Source organism: uncultured Amnibacterium sp. (assembly GCF_964244015.1).
GTDB lineage: Bacteria > Actinomycetota > Actinomycetes > Actinomycetales > Microbacteriaceae > Amnibacterium.
Window position 1 is genome coordinate 23622 of sequence record NZ_CAXTHO010000012.1, and the last position, 15675, is coordinate 39296.

The window sequence follows — 15675 nt, forward strand, 5'->3', positions numbered from 1 at the left end:
CTCCCCGTCTCTCCCCCGGCATCACCCTGCTGAGCCCTCTGGGATCAGCGCCGTCCCGACTGGCCCTGTTCCGATCGGCGCGGTCCCGATCGGCGCTCGTCCGGGTGACGTCGACGGCACCAGTGTCGCACCCACGGCGCGTCGTCGCACATCAGCGGAAGCTCAGCGAACGCTGCATGTGCCGCGTCCGCTACTCGCGACCGAGGTCGCGGTGCTTCACGTTCACGACCACGCCCGGCTGCGCCGCGATGAGATCGGCGATCCGCTCGACCACCGCGACGGAGCGGTGCTTGCCGCCCGTGCAGCCGATCGCGATGGTCGCGTGGCTCTTGTTCTCGCGCTGGTAGCCCGACAGCACGGGGCGCAGGGCCTCGGCGTACCGGTCGATGAACTCGAGCGCCCCCTGCTGCCCGAGCACGTAGTCGCGCACGTCGTCGTCCCTGCCGGTGTGCGACCGCAGCTCGGGTACCCAGAACGGGTTCGGCAGGAAGCGGGCGTCGGCGACCATGTCGGCGTCCGTCGGGACCCCGTACTTGAACCCGAAGCTCGTGATCGTCACCCGGACGCCCGGGGTGTCGTCCTCGGCGAAGAGCTCGTTGATCGTGGTCGCGAGCTGGTGGATGTTCAGCTCGGAGGTGTCGATGATGATGTCGCTCTGCTCGCGGACGTCCGCGGTCATGTCGCGCTCGGCCGTGATCCCGTCGAGGATCGTCCCGGCACCCTGCAGCGGATGCGGTCGCCGGTTCGCCTCGAACCTGCGCACCAGCGCGGCGTCGTTCGCCTCGAGGAACAGCAGGCGCAGCTGCGGACCGTCGCCGTCGCCGGCCGCAGCGGATGCGTCCTTCAGCTCGGTGAGCAGCTGCCCGCCGCGGACGTCGACCACGACGGCGATGCGCGACAGCCGTTCGTCGGAGTGGCCGGCGAGATCGAGCAGCGGGCGCAGCATCTGCGGGGGCAGGTTGTCGACGACGTACCAGCCGAGGTCCTCGAGCGCGTTGCTGACCGTCGACCTTCCGGCACCGGCCATGCCGGTGACGACGAGGACGGAGCGGTCGGTCGGCTCCTCAGGGGGGGCGGTGGCCGCGGGGGTGGCGTCCGTCATGACGGGAGGGCCCTCCGGACGATGAGTGTCACGAACGACCAAGACTAACCGGGCACGGCGGCGTCGAGCTCGCCGACCGGGTCGGCCTGCCTCTCGGACGCGTCGTCGACCGGATGCAGCTGCTCGACCACCGCCGCGCCCAGCACCCTGCCGAACCCCGGGACCTCCGCGATGTCCTCGGCGGTCGCGGTGCGCAGCCGGGCGACCGAACCGAAGTGCCGGAGCAGCTGCTTGACCCTGGCCTCGCCGAGCCCGGGCACGGTCGCGAGCTGCGAGCCGATGTCCCGCTTGCGCCGGGTGCGCTGATGGGTGATCGCGAACCGGTGCGCCTCGTCCCGGAGGCGCTGCACGAGGAACAGGGCATCGCTGTTGCGGGGCAGGATCACCGGGAAGTCGACGTTCGGCTGCCACAGCTCCTCCAGCCGCTTCGCGATCCCGGCCAGCGCCACGCCCGTCACCCCCGCGTCGTCGAGCGCCCGCTGGGCCGCGGCGACCTGCGGCTGCCCGCCGTCGACGAGCAGCAGGTTGGGGCGGTAGGCGAAGCGCTCCCCCTGCACGGTCGGCGCGGCGTCCTCGTCCGCGAGGTGCGCGATCCTGCGGCTGATCACCTGGTAGATCGAGTCGGTGTCGTCGGTGGTGGTCGGCACGTTGAAGCGGCGGTACTGGTCCTTGCGCGGCAGTCCGTCCTCGAACACGACCATCGATGCGACGACGTTCGTGCCGCCCAGGTGCGACACGTCGAAGCACTCGATGCGCAGCGGTGCGTCGTCGAGGCCGAGCGCCTCCTGCAGGTCCGCGATCGCCTGCGACCGGGCCGTGAAGTCGGCGCTGCGCCGGGTCTTGTAGAGCATCAACGCGTGTGCGGCGTTCCTCGCGGCGGTCTCGGCGAGTGCGGCCTTCTCGCCGCGCTCGGCGACGTGGAGGCGGGTCCGGCCGCTGCCCCGCAGTCCCTCCGACTCCCGGCCGTCCGCGCGCCGCTGTGAGAGCCAGGTCGCGAGCTCGTCCGCGTCGTCGGGCAGCTCGGGTACGAGCACCTCGCGGGGCGGATAGCCGCCGTCGTCGTAGGCGTTCCTGAGCACGGTCTCCACCAGCTCGCCGAGCGGCACGTCCAGCTCCTTGTCGACGACCCAGCTGCGCGTGCCCCGGATGCGGCCCCCGCGGACGATGAACTGCTGCACGCTCGCCGCCAGCTCGTCGTCCGCGATGCCGAACACGTCGGTGTCGACGTCCTCCCGCAGGACGACCGCGCTCTTCGACAGCGCAGCGTCCATCGCCCCGATCGCGTCGCGCAGCCGCGCGGCCTCCTCGAAGTTGAGGGCGGTCGACGCCTCGAGCATCCGCTTGGTCAGGTCGCCGCGGAAGCGCTGGTCGCCGCCGCCCATGAACGTGGCGAGGTCCTCGGCGAGCGCGTGGTGCGCCGGCTTCGGGATGCGGCCCACGCACGGTGCCGCGCACTTCCCGATGTCGCCGAGCAGGCAGGGCCGGCCCGTCTGCTCCGCGCGCCGGTAGGTCGTGTCCGAGCAGCTGCGCACCGGGAAGACCTTGAGCATCAGGTCGAGCGTCTCCCGGATCGCCCAGATCTTCGTGTACGGGCCGAAGTACTTCGCGCCCTTCAGCTTCCGGTTCCGCGTGATCAGCACCCGCGGCACGTCGTCGCCGAGCGTGATCGCGAGATACGGGTACGACTTGTCGTCCCGGAACTGCACGTTGAACGGCGGCGAGAACTCCTTGATCCAGCTGTACTCGAGCTGGAGGGCCTCGAACTCGGTGCCGACGACCGTCCACTCGACGCTCGCAGCGGTCAGCACCATCCGTCTGGTGCGCTCGTGGAGGGACCGCAGCGGCTGGAAGTAGTTGCTGAGGCGGGCCCGGAGGTTCTTGGCCTTCCCGACGTAGAGCACGCGGCCGCGTGCGTCGCGGAACCGGTACACGCCCGCCGACACGGGGATCTCCCCGGTCTTCGGCCGCCAGAGCACCGTCTCCGCCATCACGCACGCACCTCGTTACGCCGACGCGGCCAGCGCCGCCTGGGGCAGGACCTCGGCGAGGAACCGCCCGGTGTGGCTGCCGTCGGTGTCGGCGACCTGCTCGGGGGTGCCCTCGACGAGCACGCGTCCGCCGCCCGCGCCGCCCTCCGGTCCCATGTCGACGATCCAGTCCGCGGACTTGATGACGTCGAGGTTGTGCTCGATCACGACGACGGTGTTGCCCTTGTCGACGAGGCCGTTCAGCACCAGGAGCAGCTTGGCGACGTCTTCGAAGTGCAGCCCGGTGGTGGGCTCGTCGAGCACGTAGACGCTGCGACCGTTGGTGCGGCGCTGCAGCTCGGTCGCGAGCTTCACCCGCTGCGCCTCGCCGCCGGACAGCGTCGTCGCGCTCTGTCCGAGCCGCACGTAGCCGAGCCCGACGTCGACGAGGGTCTTCAGGAAGCGGTGGATGGCGCCGATCGGTTCGAAGAACTCGGCCGCCTCCGCGATCGGCATGTCCAGCACCTCGGCGATGTTCTTCGCCTTGTAGTGCACCTGGAGCGTGTCCCGGTTGTACCGGGCGCCGTGGCAGACCTCGCACTGCACGTACACGTCGGGCAGGAAGTTCATCTCGATCTTGATGGTGCCGTCGCCCTGGCAGTGCTCGCAGCGGCCGCCCTTGACGTTGAAGCTGAAGCGGCCGGGCAGGTACCCGCGCACCTTCGCCTCCGCCGTCTCGCTGAACAGCGTGCGGATGCGGTCGAAGACGCCCGTGTACGTGGCCGGGTTCGACCGCGGGGTGCGGCCGATCGGCGCCTGGTCGACGTGCACGACCTTGTCGAGGTCCTCCGTGCCGGTGACGCGGCGGTGCCTGCCCGGCACCTTCCTGGCCCCGTTCAACCGGTTCGCGAGGACCCGGTAGAGGATGTCGTTCACCAGCGAGCTCTTGCCGGAGCCGCTGACGCCGGTGACCGCGGTCATCACGCCGAGCGGGAAGCCGACGGTGACGTTCTGCAGGTTGTTGGCGGTCGCGCCGACGACCTCGATCCTGCGGCGTCGGTCGATCTTCCTCCGGTCCCGCGGCACCTCGATCGACCGGCGGCCCGCGAGGTAGTCGCCCGTGATCGACGCCCGCTCCTCGAGCAGCCCGGGATAGTCGCCGGAGTGCACGACCGAGCCGCCGTTGACGCCGGCGCCCGGGCCGATGTCGACGATCCAGTCCGCCGTGCGGATCGTGTCCTCGTCGTGCTCGACCACGATCAGCGTGTTGCCGAGGTCGCGGAGCTTGACCAGCGTGTCGATCAGGCGGCGGTTGTCGCGCTGGTGGAGCCCGATCGAGGGCTCGTCGAGCACGTAGAGCACCCCGGTCAGGCCCGACCCGATCTGGGTCGCGAGGCGGATGCGCTGCGCCTCGCCGCCGGACAGCGTGCCGGCCGCGCGGGAGAGGCTGAGGTAGGTGAGGCCGACCTCGAGCAGGAACTCCAGGCGTGCGCGGATCTCGCGCAGCACCTGCGCGGCGATCTTCGCCTCCCGCTCGGACAGGTGGACCGTCTCCATGAACGCGGCGGCGTCCGCGATCGACAGCTCGGCCACGTCGGCGATGTTGCGCCCGTCGACGAGGACCGCCAGCACCTCGGGCTTCAGCCGCTTCCCGTTGCAGACCGCGCACGGCACCTCGCGGAGGTACTCGGCCCACCGCGCGCGCTGCACGTCGGTCTCTGCCTGCAGCCAGTTCCGCTCGAGGTACGGGATGACGCCTTCGAATCCCTGCGAATACGACATCTCGCGGCCGTAGCGGTTCTTCCACCGCACCCGGACCTCGAAGTTGTTGCCCTGCAGCACGGCCTCGCGGACCTCGTCGGGCAGTGCCTCCCAGGGGCTCTCGAGCGAGAAGCCGAGGTCGCGGGCCAGACCGCCGAGCATGCGCTCGTAGTAGTTGTAGAGCTGCTTGCCCTGGTTGCTCCACGGGATGATCACGCCCTCGCGGATCGACAGCGACGGGTCGCCGAGCAGCAGGTCGGCGTCGACCGCCATGCGCGTGCCGAGGCCCGAGCACTCGGGGCAGGCACCGAACGGGGCGTTGAACGAGAACGTCCGCGGCTCGACCTCGGTCAGCTGGATCGGGTGGTTGTTCGGGCAGGACAGCTTCTCGGAGAACGTCTGCCACGCCCCGTCCCCCTCCAGGTCGACGTAGTTGACCTGCACGAGCCCGTCGGTGAGGCTGAGCGCCGTCTCGAGGGAGTCGGTCAGCCGCGTGAGGCCGTCGTCACTCGCGACGAGGCGGTCGACGACCACCGCGATGTCGTGCTTGAAGGACTTCTTCAGCGGCTTGGCGTCGGCGAGCTGCACGGTCTCGCCATCGACGACCGCCCGGCTGTAACCCTTCGCCTGCAGCTCTTTGAAGAGGTCCTGGAACTCGCCCTTCTTCTGCTGCACCACGGGGCTGACGACCTGGAACCGGACGCCCTCCTCCAGCTCCATCAGCTGGTCGGCGATCTGCTGCACCGTCTGGCTGGCGATGCGCTCGCCGCAGATCGGGCAGTGCGGGACCCCGATGCGCGCCCAGAGCAGGCGCATGTAGTCCCAGACCTCGGTGATCGTGCCGACGGTCGAGCGGGGATTGCGGTTCGTCGACTTCTGATCGATCGAGACCGCCGGCGAGAGTCCCTCGATGAAGTCGACGTCGGGCCGATCGACCTGGCCCAGGAACTGCCGCGCGTACGCGGACAACGATTCGACGTAGCGGCGCTGCCCCTCGGCGAAGATCGTGTCGAACGCCAACGACGACTTCCCGCTGCCCGACAGCCCCGTGAAGACGACCAGCGAGTCCCTCGGGATCTCCACGTCGACGTTCCGGAGGTTGTGGACCCTGGCTCCCTTGACACTCAGCTTGGCGTTGCCCGCCACCCTCGAGATCGGCACCCGGGAAGCTTACGGAGCCCCACCGACAGCGCTGCGCGGCCCTCCCTCCGTGAGCCGGAGGGCGGGATCAGGTGCCGGTCGCGCCCGCTTCGACGAGCGCGTCGCGGAGCCGGTCCCGCTCGGCGAGGACCTCGCCGACCACGTGCACGAAGCGCTCCTGCGAGCGGTCCGGCCAGTACTCGGACAGGTAGTAGGCCACCAGCGCGCTGCGAGCGGCGCGCCCGCCCACATCCGCGATCGCCTCGGCGACGACGGTGGGGGTCGCCGCGGCGTCGCCGACGACCAGGCGCGGCACGACGCCGAGCATGCCGGAGTCGGCGGACACCGCCTCGCCGTCGGCCTTCGTGACGATCACCGGCCGGAGCGAGGGCAGCCACGCGGTCGCGACCGCGGAGACGTCCGCGACGAGCACGCCGGATCGGGCGAAGCTCGACTCGAGCGGCTCCTGGTCGGCCAGGACGGTCTCGTGCGGCGCACCTGCCGCGGCGATCGCCGTACGGATCGCGTCGTCGGCGAGGGCGTAGTCGCGGGACGTCACACCGGTCAGCGGATGCGGGCGGTAGAGGACGCGGAAGCGCGGGTCCCGCAGCAGCGCGGCGACGACCGCGAGGCCGTGGCTGAGCACGGAGCTGTACGCGACGGACGGCTGCGCACCCTCCCACGTGGGGGCGTAGAGCACGGTCGTCCGGACCTCGCTCGGCGGATCGCTCGCCACCGCGGAGAGCGTGACCGGCTGCCCGACGACGATGGTGTGCGCCGCGGCATCGAACCGCATCAGCCGACGCGTGATCCGGTCGACCGCGGCCCGCCCGGGCGCGAACACGTAGTCGTAGGCCTTCAGCTGATTCGAGGCCGAGACGCCCTTGTCGCTGTCGCCGTGACCGATGTACGCGTGCAGGAGCGAGGCGAAGCGGAGGTTCTCGAAGTTGCGCGGCTGGTGGCTGACGTAGAGGGCGACCTTGACGTCGCTGCGCGCCAGCAGGCCGTCGAGGGTGCCGTACCGGGCGACGGTCACGACCGGGACGGTGGACACGGCCTGGATGGAGGCGGCCACCCGGCTGTCCTGGCAGACGACGACCGCACGATGCGCCGCGTGCACGGCCTCGAACGTCGGCAACCACGGGACCACCTGGTAGAGGGTGTCGGGTGCGCCGGGGAAGTAGACCATGACGGTCGCGTCCAGCGACGAGGATGCGAGCCGCACGTCCTCGCCCTGCCGGTCGACCAGGCTCTTCGGGAAGACGGGCGAGCTGCGGATCACGCGCAGCACCGCCGTCTGCGCGCGGCGGCGCAGATCGATGAGCAGGCGTCGCACGTCGACCACTGTATCGAGGGCCGCGCTCGCGCCTAAGGGCGCCGCCGAGGGATGAGGCCGCGAAGCGTTCACCACATCGACGCCGGATGTTCGGACGCGGTTCCCGCGCGGTCCGCAGCACCGCACCACGATTGGGCCCGTGGCCTCCGCTGTCGTTCGTGACGGCGTGCCCGGGCTCACGTGGACCGAGGTGCAGGACGTGATCGGGCCGCTCGACGGCGGCGCGGCCGCCGATGCCCTGTACGCGCGAGGCGCCCGATTCGGTGAACCCGTTCCGACCGGCTCAGGCCGTCGATCACGGCTGGTCGTGCCCGCGAGTTCGACCGCGTCGTTCGGCAGCTACTTCAACGCCTTCCCCGCAGCGGTCTGGCGGCACTCGACGGCCGCGACGCACGCCCGCTTGTCCCTCCTGCTGAGCGGCCCCGCGGCGGTCACCGTGATCCGGTCGGACGCCACGGGCGCTCGGGTCGACGAGCGGCGGTACGACGTGCTCGCAGACGGCGTCCTGGCAGTCGACCTCGAGCTCGGTGCGCCGACGGGCGGGGTGCTCTGGTTCGAGGTCACCGCGGCCGCGACGGAGGTCGAGGTGCTGGCCGGAACCTGGTCCGTCGACGCCGCCCCGGTCCGCGGCGGCCGTGCGGTGCTCGGGATGCCGACGGTGGACCGCGGGTCGTTCGTCGCCGAGAACCTCGGGAGGATCGCCTCCGCGCCGGCCCTGCTGCGCCAGGTGCTGCGGATGGTCGTCGTCGACCAGGGCTGCGCCCCCGTCGCCGACTTCCCGGCCGTCGCCGGGGCCGCCGCGCTGCTGGGCGACACGCTGCGGGTCATCCGTCAGCCGAACCTCGGCGGATCAGGCGGCTACTCGCGGATCCTGCTCGAGGCGTCCGCGGAATCCGGCGCGGACGTCGTCGTGTTCCTCGACGACGACATCGAGGTCGAGCCCGCGTCGCTGCTCCGCTCCCTCGCGTTCGGCCGCCTCACCGTGACGCCCACGATCGTCGGCGCGCAGATGCTCGACCTCGGCGTGCCGGCGACGATCCAGGCCGCCGCGGAGCGGGTCGCGCGCGGGGTGTTCTGGTGGACGCCCGCCGACGAGCGCACCTCCTCCCACGATCACGCGGCGGTCCACCTGCCGGACGCGCCCTGGCTGCACGAGCGTCGCGACGCCGACTACAACGGCTGGTGGATGTGCCAGTTCCCGCTGGAGGTCGTCGCGCGCCTGGGCCTCGTCCTGCCGCTGTTCCTGAAGTGGGACGACGCCGAGTACAGCCTCCGGGCCGCGGCGATCGGCGTGCCCACGGTGAGCCTGCCGAGCGCCGCGGTCTGGCACGTGGCGTTCCGTTCCAAGGACGACTCCGTCGAGTGGCAGACGTTCTTCCACGCGAGGAACCGCGTCGTCGTCGCCATGCTGCACGGCGGCTCGCCGATCCGGGTCGTCGGGCACAGCCTCGCGCTCGACGTCAAGCAGCTGCTGGCGAAGCAGTACCCGGCCGCCCGCCTCCGGCACGCCGGTATCGACGCCGTGCTGGCGGGGCCGGATGCGCTCGAGCGCCGCGACTCGCTGGACCACGCCCGCGCCGTCGCAGCCGCCGAACCGGCGCTCCTCCGCCTCCCGATCGGGGACGCCGCTCGCGCTCGGGCGATCCGCTCGGCGCGGACCACGGCCGCCCTGCCGCTGTGGGCCGTCGCGATGACGGTGCGGCAGCTGCTGCTCGGCCGGTCGGGACCCGTCTTCCTCGCACGGCGGGCGGACTGGTGGGTGCTCGCGCGGTACGGGAAGGTCCTCGCCCCGACCGCCGACGGACGGGCGCTCTTCCTCTTCGCCACGGACCGGCGAGCCCTGGTGAACGGGCTCGTGGAGGCGCTCCGCCTGCACCTGCGGCTGCTGGTGCGGTGGCCGTTGACCGCCGCCCGGTACCGCGCCGCCGCCCGCGAGCTCGCCTCACCGGCCGCCTGGGAGCGCCGCTTCAGCGGGTGAGTGCGGGCGTCACACCAGGTGCCCCGCCTTCGTCATCTGGCGGAGCTCGCCCTTCAGCTCGGAGAGCTCGTCGCGGAGGCGGCCCGCGAGCTCGAACTTCAACTCGTTCGCGGCCTGGAGCATCTGCGTGTTGAGGTCCGAGATGATTCCCTCCAGCTCGGCCGCGCCCTTCGCAGCGATGCCTTCGCGGCGCAGGTTCGGAACGGGTGCCCGCTTCCCGCCGGCGCTCTTCGAGAGCATCTGTGCGGTGTCGGCCGCTTCGCGGGCGAGGGCGTCGGTGATGTCGGCGATCTTCTTGCGGAGCGGCTGCGGGTCGATGCCGTGCTCCGTGTTGTACGCGACCTGCTTCTCGCGGCGGCGGTTCGTCTCGTCGATCGCCCTGGCCATCGAGTCGGTGATCGTGTCCGCGTACATGTGCACCTCGCCCGACACGTTGCGGGCGGCGCGACCGATCGTCTGGATCAGCGACGTGGACGAGCGGAGGAAACCCTCCTTGTCCGCGTCGAGGATCGCGACGAGCGACACCTCGGGCAGGTCCAGACCCTCGCGGAGCAGGTTGATGCCGATCAGCACGTCGTAGACGCCCTGCCGCAGCTCGGTGAGCAGCTCGACGCGGCGGAGGGTGTCGACGTCGGCGTGCAGGTAGCGGACGCGGACGCCCGCCTCGCCGAGGAAGTCGGTGAGGTCCTCCGCGCTCTTCTTGGTGAGCGTCGTGACGAGCACGCGTTCGTTCTTCTCGGCTCGACGGTGGATCTCCTCGAGCAGGTCGTCGACCCGGCCCTTCGAGGGCTTGATCACGATCTCGGGGTCGATCAGCCCGGTCGGGCGGATGATCTGCTCGACGACGCCGTCGCCCATGCCGAGCTCGTACCGGCCGGGCGTCGCGGAGAGGTACACGGTCTGCCCGACGCGGTCGGAGAACTCCTCCCAGGTCAGCGGCCGGTTGTCCATCGCGGAGGGCAGCCGGAACCCGTGCTCGACGAGGACGCGCTTGCGGGAGGCGTCGCCCTCGTACATCGCACCGATCTGCGGCACGGTGACGTGCGACTCGTCGATCACGGTGAGGAAGTCGTCGGGGAAGTAGTCGAGGAGGCAGTTCGGCGCCTCGCCCGGCGCGCGGCCGTCGATGTGTCGGGAGTAGTTCTCGATCCCGTTGCAGAACCCGATCTGCTCCATCATCTCGAGGTCGAACCCGGTCCGCATGCGCAGCCGCTGCTCCTCGAGCAGCTTGCTCTCGCGCTTCAGCACACCGAGCCGGTCGTCGAGCTCGGTGCGGATCGTGCCCATCGCCCGCTGCATCGACTCGGGGCTCGCCGCGTAGTGCGTCGCCGGGAAGATCGAGACCGCGTCGAGCTTCGACAGCACCTCGCCGGTCAGCGGATGCAGCGAGTAGAGCGCCTCGATCTCGTCACCGAACATCTCGATGCGGACGGCGTGCTCCTCGTACACCGGGATGATCTCGATCGTGTCGCCGCGGACCCGGAACCGGCCGCGGGAGAAGTCGAAGTCGTTGCGCTGGTACTGCATCGCGATGAAGCCGCGGATCAGCGAATCCCTCGTCATGCGCTGACCGATCTGCAGCGCGACCATCGCGCCCAGGTACTCCTCCGCGGCACCGAGGCCGTAGATGCACGACACCGTGGAGACGACGATCACGTCGCGGCGGCTCAGCAGCGAGTTGGTGGTCGAGTGCCGCAGCCGCTCCACCTCCGCGTTGATCGACGAGTCCTTCTCGATGAAGGTGTCCGTCTGCGGGACGTACGCCTCGGGCTGGTAGTAGTCGTAGTACGAGACGAAGTACTCGACGGCGTTGTTCGGCATCAGCTCGCGGAACTCGTTCGCCAGCTGCGCCGCGAGCGTCTTGTTGTGAGCCATGACCAGCGTGGGGCGCTGCACCTGCTCGATCAGCCAGGCGGTCGTGGCGGACTTGCCGGTGCCGGTCGCGCCGAGCAGCACGATGTCCGGCTCCCCCGCCTTCACCCGCCGGGTGAGATCGGCGATCGCCGCCGGCTGGTCGCCGCTGGGCCTGTAGTCGCTGACCACCTCGAACGGGCGGACGGCACGCGTGGGTCGCATGCCATAACGGTAGGCGCGGGGTCCGACAGCGGTGCGCCCGTACGCTCAAGGCGTCATGGCCCGCAGCAGCGTCGAAGTCGGCCCCGTCGCGGCGGTCGCCTTCAGCGCCTCCTCAGTGCAGGCAGGCGCCGCCGTCGGGGCCACGCTCTTCCCGCTGATCGGCCCGTTCGGTGTCACCGGTCTGCGGCAGGTGGTGTCGGCGGTCGCGCTGCTGGCGATCGCCCGGCCCCCGCTGAAGCGGCTCGGTCTCAGGAGGCTCACGCCCGCGCTGCTGCTCGGTGTGGTGCTCGTCGGCATGAACTTCTCGCTCTACTCGGCGGTGCAGCGGATCGGACTGGGGCTGGGCGTCACCGTCGAGTTCCTCGGGCCGCTCGCGGTCGCGCTGCTCGGCGCGGGCGCGACCTCCCGGCGTGCGACGACGGCGCGGATCGCCTGCGGTGCGCTCGCCCTCGCCGGGATCGTGCTCATCACCGACCCGCTGGCCGGCGCCCGGACAGATCCCGTCGGTCTCGCGTTCGGCGCTGCGGCGGCGGCGCTGTGGGCGGCGTACATCCTGCTGGGTCAGCGCGCCGGCGCGCTCCCCGGCGTCACGGGCACGGCCGTCGCGAGCCTGGTCGGCACGGCGCTCACGCTGCCGGGGCTCGTGCTGCTGCTGCTCGCGGTACCGCCGGCGGCGCTGCCGCGGGTGCTGCTGCTCGGCACCGTCACCGGCGTGCTGTCGAGCGCGCTCCCCTATTCGATCGACCTGCTCGTGCTGCGACGGATGCCGCGGTCGCTGTTCGGGATGCTGCAGAGCCTGCACCCGGTGGCGGCCGCCGTGCTCGGGCTGCTGGTGCTCGGTCAGGTGCTGGGCGGCGTGCAGGTCGCCGGCGTCGCCGCGGTCTGCCTCGCCAACGTGCTGGCGGTCCTGGCCGCCCGACGGTGAGTCGTCAGCGTCGCAGCGTCGTCCAGAGGGTGTGCACCTGGGCGAGCGTCGACTCGAGCGACCCGCTCGTGTCGATGACGTCGGAGGCGAGTGCACGCCGGTCCCCGTCGGACAGCTGCGCCGCGAGGCGGGCGCGGGCGTCTTCCTCCGACATGCCTCGGAGGGTCACGAGTCGTTCGACCCGCACGTCGGTCGGCGCGTCAGCGACCACGATGCGGTCGAACTCGCCGACCCCGCGAGCGTCGATCAGCGGGACGTCGTAGACGACGACCGCGCTGCGGTCGAGGGCGAACGCGGCGCGGAACGCCGCGTGGGACCGGTGCAGGACCGCGGGATGGACGATGCCGTTCAGCACATGCCGCTTGCCCGGGTCGGCGAAGACGATCCGGCCGAGCGCGGGGCGGTCGAGCGACCCGTCCTCGCGGAACACCCCGTCGCCGAAGGCGTCCCGGATCGCGTCGAGCGCCGACTCCCCCGGTCGGACGACGTCCCGTGCGAGCGCGTCCGCGTCCACGACGACGGCGCCGAGCTCGCCGAGGCGTTTCGCGATCGTGGACTTGCCGGACGCGATTCCGCCGGTCAACGCGATCAAGGCCACGCGAAAAGACTAGGCGGGGTTCGGACAGCCGTCGCGACCCGCGCGTGGCATGATTTCTACCCGGCGTAGAGACTCGATATCGCTGCGCCGGGTCGAACACCTCGGAAGGACACCGCATGCAGTCGCTCGGCGAGCTGGAGCGCACGGCGCTGGAGCAGCTCTGGGACGCCGCTGAGCCGCTGACCCCCGGCGTCCTCCGGGAGCATCTCGCGACCGGCGATCAGCGAGGTCTGGCGCTGACGACCGTCATGACGGTGCTGAGCCGTCTCGAGAAGAAGGGCTTCGTCGCCCGCGACCGCTCGGTGCGACCCGCGACCTACGCTCCCGTGCACGCGCGCGAGGAGTACGTGGCCGAGGTCATGCACGACGCGCTCGGCGCCGCCGGCGATCGAACGGAGGCGCTCGCCCGGTTCGTCGGCCGCGCCACCGCGGATGAGACCGCCGCGCTCAAGCGGCTGCTCGGACTCGACTGAGCCATGATCCTCGCGGCGACGCTGCTCGCCGTCCTCGCGATCCTGCTCGCGTGGCCGGTGCCGCTCGCCGTCGCCCGCAGCACCTGGACCGACCGCGCACCCGGCACCGCCCTGCTGCTGTGGCAGGCGATTGCGCTCGGCGGCGTCCTGTCGCTGCTCGGCTCGCTGCTGTCGGCGGGTCTCGCGCCGTACGGCGACCACCTCGTCGCGGGGCTGCGCACGCTGGTCGTCGACGTCGCCGGCGGGGTGCTGCCGCCGGGCAGCACCTACGCCTCCGGTCTCGCCCTGGCAGCAGCGGTGCTGCTCGGCGCCCATCTGGTGCTGAACCTGGTGCTCACGGTCGTGCGCACCGAGCGGCAGCGCGCCCGGCACCGGAGCCTCGTGCTGCTGCTGAGCGCGCCGATGCCGGAGACGCCGAGGACCCGCGTGCTCGACGCCGCAGCGCCCATCGCCTACTGCCTGCCCGGCACGGCCAGAAGCCTGACGGTGCTGTCGGCCGGGCTGCTGAGCCTGCTCAGCGAGCAGGAGGTCCTCGGCGTCGTGGAGCACGAGCGTGCTCACCTCCGGCAGCACCACGCGCTGGTGCTGGTCGCGTTCCACGCCTGGCGGATCGCGCTGCCCTGGTTCCCCGTCGCGAGTCGCGCGCAGGACGCGGTCGGCCTGCTCACCGAGATGCTCGCGGACGACGACGCCCGTCGCCGGGTGCCGGATCCGGTGCTGGCCCGCGCGATCGCCGCCGTCGCCGGCGCAGGCGGAACGCCCGGCCAGATCCCGGGCGACGCACCCTCGGCGGACCCGTCGTCCGTCGAGCGCCGCGTGCGCCGTCTCATGCATCCTGCACCGGTGTCGCCGCTCATCCGCGCGCTGGTCCCGGTCGCTGCCGTCGCTCTGGTGGTCGTGCCGCCGATCCTCCTGACGCTCCCGGCCATCACGGGCTGACCCTCCGCCGTCCCAGCGCGGTCTCACCACCCGGCGACGAACGCCAAGGGCGGCTCCCCATCCGGGGAGCCGCCCTTGGCGTGTCGGCTGTCAGCCGCCGGCCGACTCAGCGGCTGGCGAGCCGCTCGCGGAGCGCGGCGAGCGCCTCGTCGTCGGCGAGCGCCCCGCCGGACGTCGCGTCGTCGCTCGTGAACGTGTTCTCCGCAGCGGCGGTCGCCTCGTCGGCGAGCTGCTTCTGGATCTGCGCCTTGTGGGCCTCCCAGCGGGCCTGGGCGCCGGCGTACTCCTGCTCCCACTTGTCGCGCTGCTCGTCGAAGCCCTCGCGCCACTCGTTGGTCTCCGGGTCGAAGCCCTCGGGGTACTTGTAGTTCCCCTGGTCGTCGTACTCGGTGAGCATGCCGTAGAGCGCCGGGTCGAACTCGGTGCCCTCGGGGTCGACGTCCTCGTTCGCCTGCTTCAGCGAGAGCGAGATGCGGCGACGCTCGAGGTCGATGTCGATGATCTTGACGAAGACCTCGTCGTTGACCGACACGACCTGCTCGGCGAGCTCGACGTGGCGGGCCGACAGCTCGGAGATGTGGACCAGGCCCTCGATGCCGTCCGCGACGCGGACGAACGCACCGAACGGCACGAGCTTCGTGACCTTGCCCGGCGCGACCTGACCGATCGCGTGGGTGCGGGCGAAGACCTGCCACGGGTCCTCCTGCGTCGCCTTCAGCGACAGGGAGACGCGCTCGCGCTCCAGGTCGACCTCGAGCACCTCGACGGTGACCTCCTGGCCGACCTCGACGACCTCGCTCGCGTGCTCGATGTGCTTCCACGAGAGCTCGGAGACGTGCACGAGGCCGTCCACGCCGCCCAGGTCGACGAACGCACCGAAGTTGACGATCGAGGAGACCGTGCCCTTGCGGACCTGGCCCTTGTGCAGGTTGTTGAGGAACGTGGTGCGGCTCTCGGACTGCGTCTGCTCGAGGAGCGCGCGGCGGGAGAGGACGACGTTGTTGCGGTTCTTGTCCAGCTCGAGGATCTTCGCCTCGATCTCCTGGCCCAGGTACGGGGTCAGGTCGCGGACGCGGCGCAGCTCGATGAGCGAGGCGGGCAGGAAGCCGCGGAGGCCGATGTCGACGATCAGGCCGCCCTTGACGACCTCGATGACGGTGCCGGTGACGACGCCGTCCTCCTCCTTGATGCGCTCAACGTCGCCCCACGCGCGCTCGTACTGCGCACGCTTCTTCGAGAGGATCAGCCGCCCCTCCTTGTCCTCCTTCTGGAGGACGAGGGCCTCGACGCTGTCGCCGACGGAGACGACCTCGTTCGGGTCGACGTCGTGCTTGATCGACAGCTCGCGCGAGGGGATGACGCCCTCGGTCTTGTAGCCGA

11 protein-coding genes are annotated in these 15675 nt (G+C 71.3%); 4 read left to right on the top strand and 7 right to left on the bottom strand.

Annotated features, from left to right (window positions below; genetic code table 11):
- Positions 1 to 190: 190 nt before the first annotated feature.
- The 4 genes from rapZ to ACFE67_RS02855 form a co-directional block, all read right to left on the bottom strand.
- Positions 191 to 1102, bottom strand: coding sequence for an RNase adapter RapZ (gene rapZ, locus ACFE67_RS02840; RefSeq protein WP_375405361.1), 912 nt, complete (start codon positions 1100 to 1102; stop codon positions 191 to 193).
- Between the two features lie 44 nt (positions 1103 to 1146).
- Positions 1147 to 3090, bottom strand: coding sequence for an excinuclease ABC subunit UvrC (gene uvrC / locus ACFE67_RS02845; RefSeq protein ID WP_375405362.1), 1944 nt, complete (start codon positions 3088 to 3090; stop codon positions 1147 to 1149).
- Between the two features lie 15 nt (positions 3091 to 3105).
- Positions 3106 to 5991 (bottom strand): excinuclease ABC subunit UvrA, encoded by a 2886-nt coding sequence (uvrA, locus tag ACFE67_RS02850; RefSeq protein WP_375405363.1) that lies wholly within the window; start codon positions 5989 to 5991, stop codon positions 3106 to 3108.
- A gap of 67 nt (positions 5992 to 6058) precedes the next feature.
- Positions 6059 to 7306: a CDP-glycerol glycerophosphotransferase family protein gene (locus ACFE67_RS02855; protein WP_375405364.1), complete on the bottom strand. Its 1248-nt coding sequence runs from the start codon at positions 7304 to 7306 to the stop codon at positions 6059 to 6061.
- A 139-nt stretch (positions 7307 to 7445) separates the two neighbouring features.
- Between ACFE67_RS02855 and ACFE67_RS02860 the strand changes: the two genes are divergently transcribed.
- Positions 7446 to 9284 carry a glycosyltransferase gene (locus ACFE67_RS02860; protein WP_375405365.1) on the top strand — a complete coding sequence of 613 codons (1839 nt, stop codon included), beginning with the start codon at positions 7446 to 7448 and terminating at the stop codon, positions 9282 to 9284.
- Positions 9285 to 9293: 9 nt separating this feature from the next.
- Here the strand turns inward: ACFE67_RS02860 and uvrB are convergent, their stop codons facing one another.
- Positions 9294 to 11360, bottom strand: coding sequence for an excinuclease ABC subunit UvrB (uvrB, locus tag ACFE67_RS02865; RefSeq protein ID WP_375405366.1), 2067 nt, complete (start codon positions 11358 to 11360; stop codon positions 9294 to 9296).
- 55 nt (positions 11361 to 11415) lie between these two features.
- Here uvrB and ACFE67_RS02870 point away from each other — a divergent pair, with 55 nt between their 5' ends.
- The gene (locus tag ACFE67_RS02870) at positions 11416 to 12285 is read left to right on the top strand and encodes a DMT family transporter (RefSeq protein ID WP_375405367.1); all 870 of its coding nucleotides are present in this window, start codon (positions 11416 to 11418) and stop codon (positions 12283 to 12285) included.
- A gap of 4 nt (positions 12286 to 12289) precedes the next feature.
- Here ACFE67_RS02870 and coaE read toward each other — a convergent pair whose 3' ends face one another.
- Positions 12290 to 12883 (bottom strand): dephospho-CoA kinase, encoded by a 594-nt coding sequence (gene coaE / locus ACFE67_RS02875; protein ID WP_375405368.1) that lies wholly within the window; start codon positions 12881 to 12883, stop codon positions 12290 to 12292.
- A gap of 116 nt (positions 12884 to 12999) precedes the next feature.
- Here coaE and ACFE67_RS02880 point away from each other — a divergent pair, with 116 nt between their 5' ends.
- Together ACFE67_RS02880 and ACFE67_RS02885 are read left to right on the top strand one after the other, a co-directional pair.
- On the top strand, positions 13000 to 13356 hold the full coding sequence (locus ACFE67_RS02880; protein ID WP_375405369.1) for a BlaI/MecI/CopY family transcriptional regulator: 357 nt from the start codon (positions 13000 to 13002) through the stop codon (positions 13354 to 13356).
- 3 nt (positions 13357 to 13359) lie between these two features.
- Complete coding sequence (locus ACFE67_RS02885) at positions 13360 to 14295, top strand: M56 family metallopeptidase (RefSeq protein ID WP_375405370.1); 936 nt, start codon at positions 13360 to 13362, stop codon at positions 14293 to 14295.
- A gap of 106 nt (positions 14296 to 14401) precedes the next feature.
- Here ACFE67_RS02885 and rpsA read toward each other — a convergent pair.
- Positions 14402 to 15675: 30S ribosomal protein S1 (gene rpsA / locus ACFE67_RS02890; protein ID WP_375405371.1), on the bottom strand; the 1274-nt coding region annotated here is incomplete at its 5' end.

Coding starts and splice junctions, on each gene's coding strand:
- rapZ (WP_375405361.1), bottom strand. CDS start 1,102: ATGACGGACGCCACCCCCGCGGCCACCGCCCCCCCTGAGGAGCCGACC.
- uvrC (WP_375405362.1), bottom strand. CDS start 3,090: ATGGCGGAGACGGTGCTCTGGCGGCCGAAGACCGGGGAGATCCCCGTG.
- uvrB (WP_375405366.1), bottom strand. CDS start 11,360: ATGCGACCCACGCGTGCCGTCCGCCCGTTCGAGGTGGTCAGCGACTAC.
- ACFE67_RS02870 (WP_375405367.1), top strand. CDS start 11,416: ATGGCCCGCAGCAGCGTCGAAGTCGGCCCCGTCGCGGCGGTCGCCTTC.
- ACFE67_RS02880 (WP_375405369.1), top strand. CDS start 13,000: ATGCAGTCGCTCGGCGAGCTGGAGCGCACGGCGCTGGAGCAGCTCTGG.
- ACFE67_RS02885 (WP_375405370.1), top strand. CDS start 13,360: ATGATCCTCGCGGCGACGCTGCTCGCCGTCCTCGCGATCCTGCTCGCG.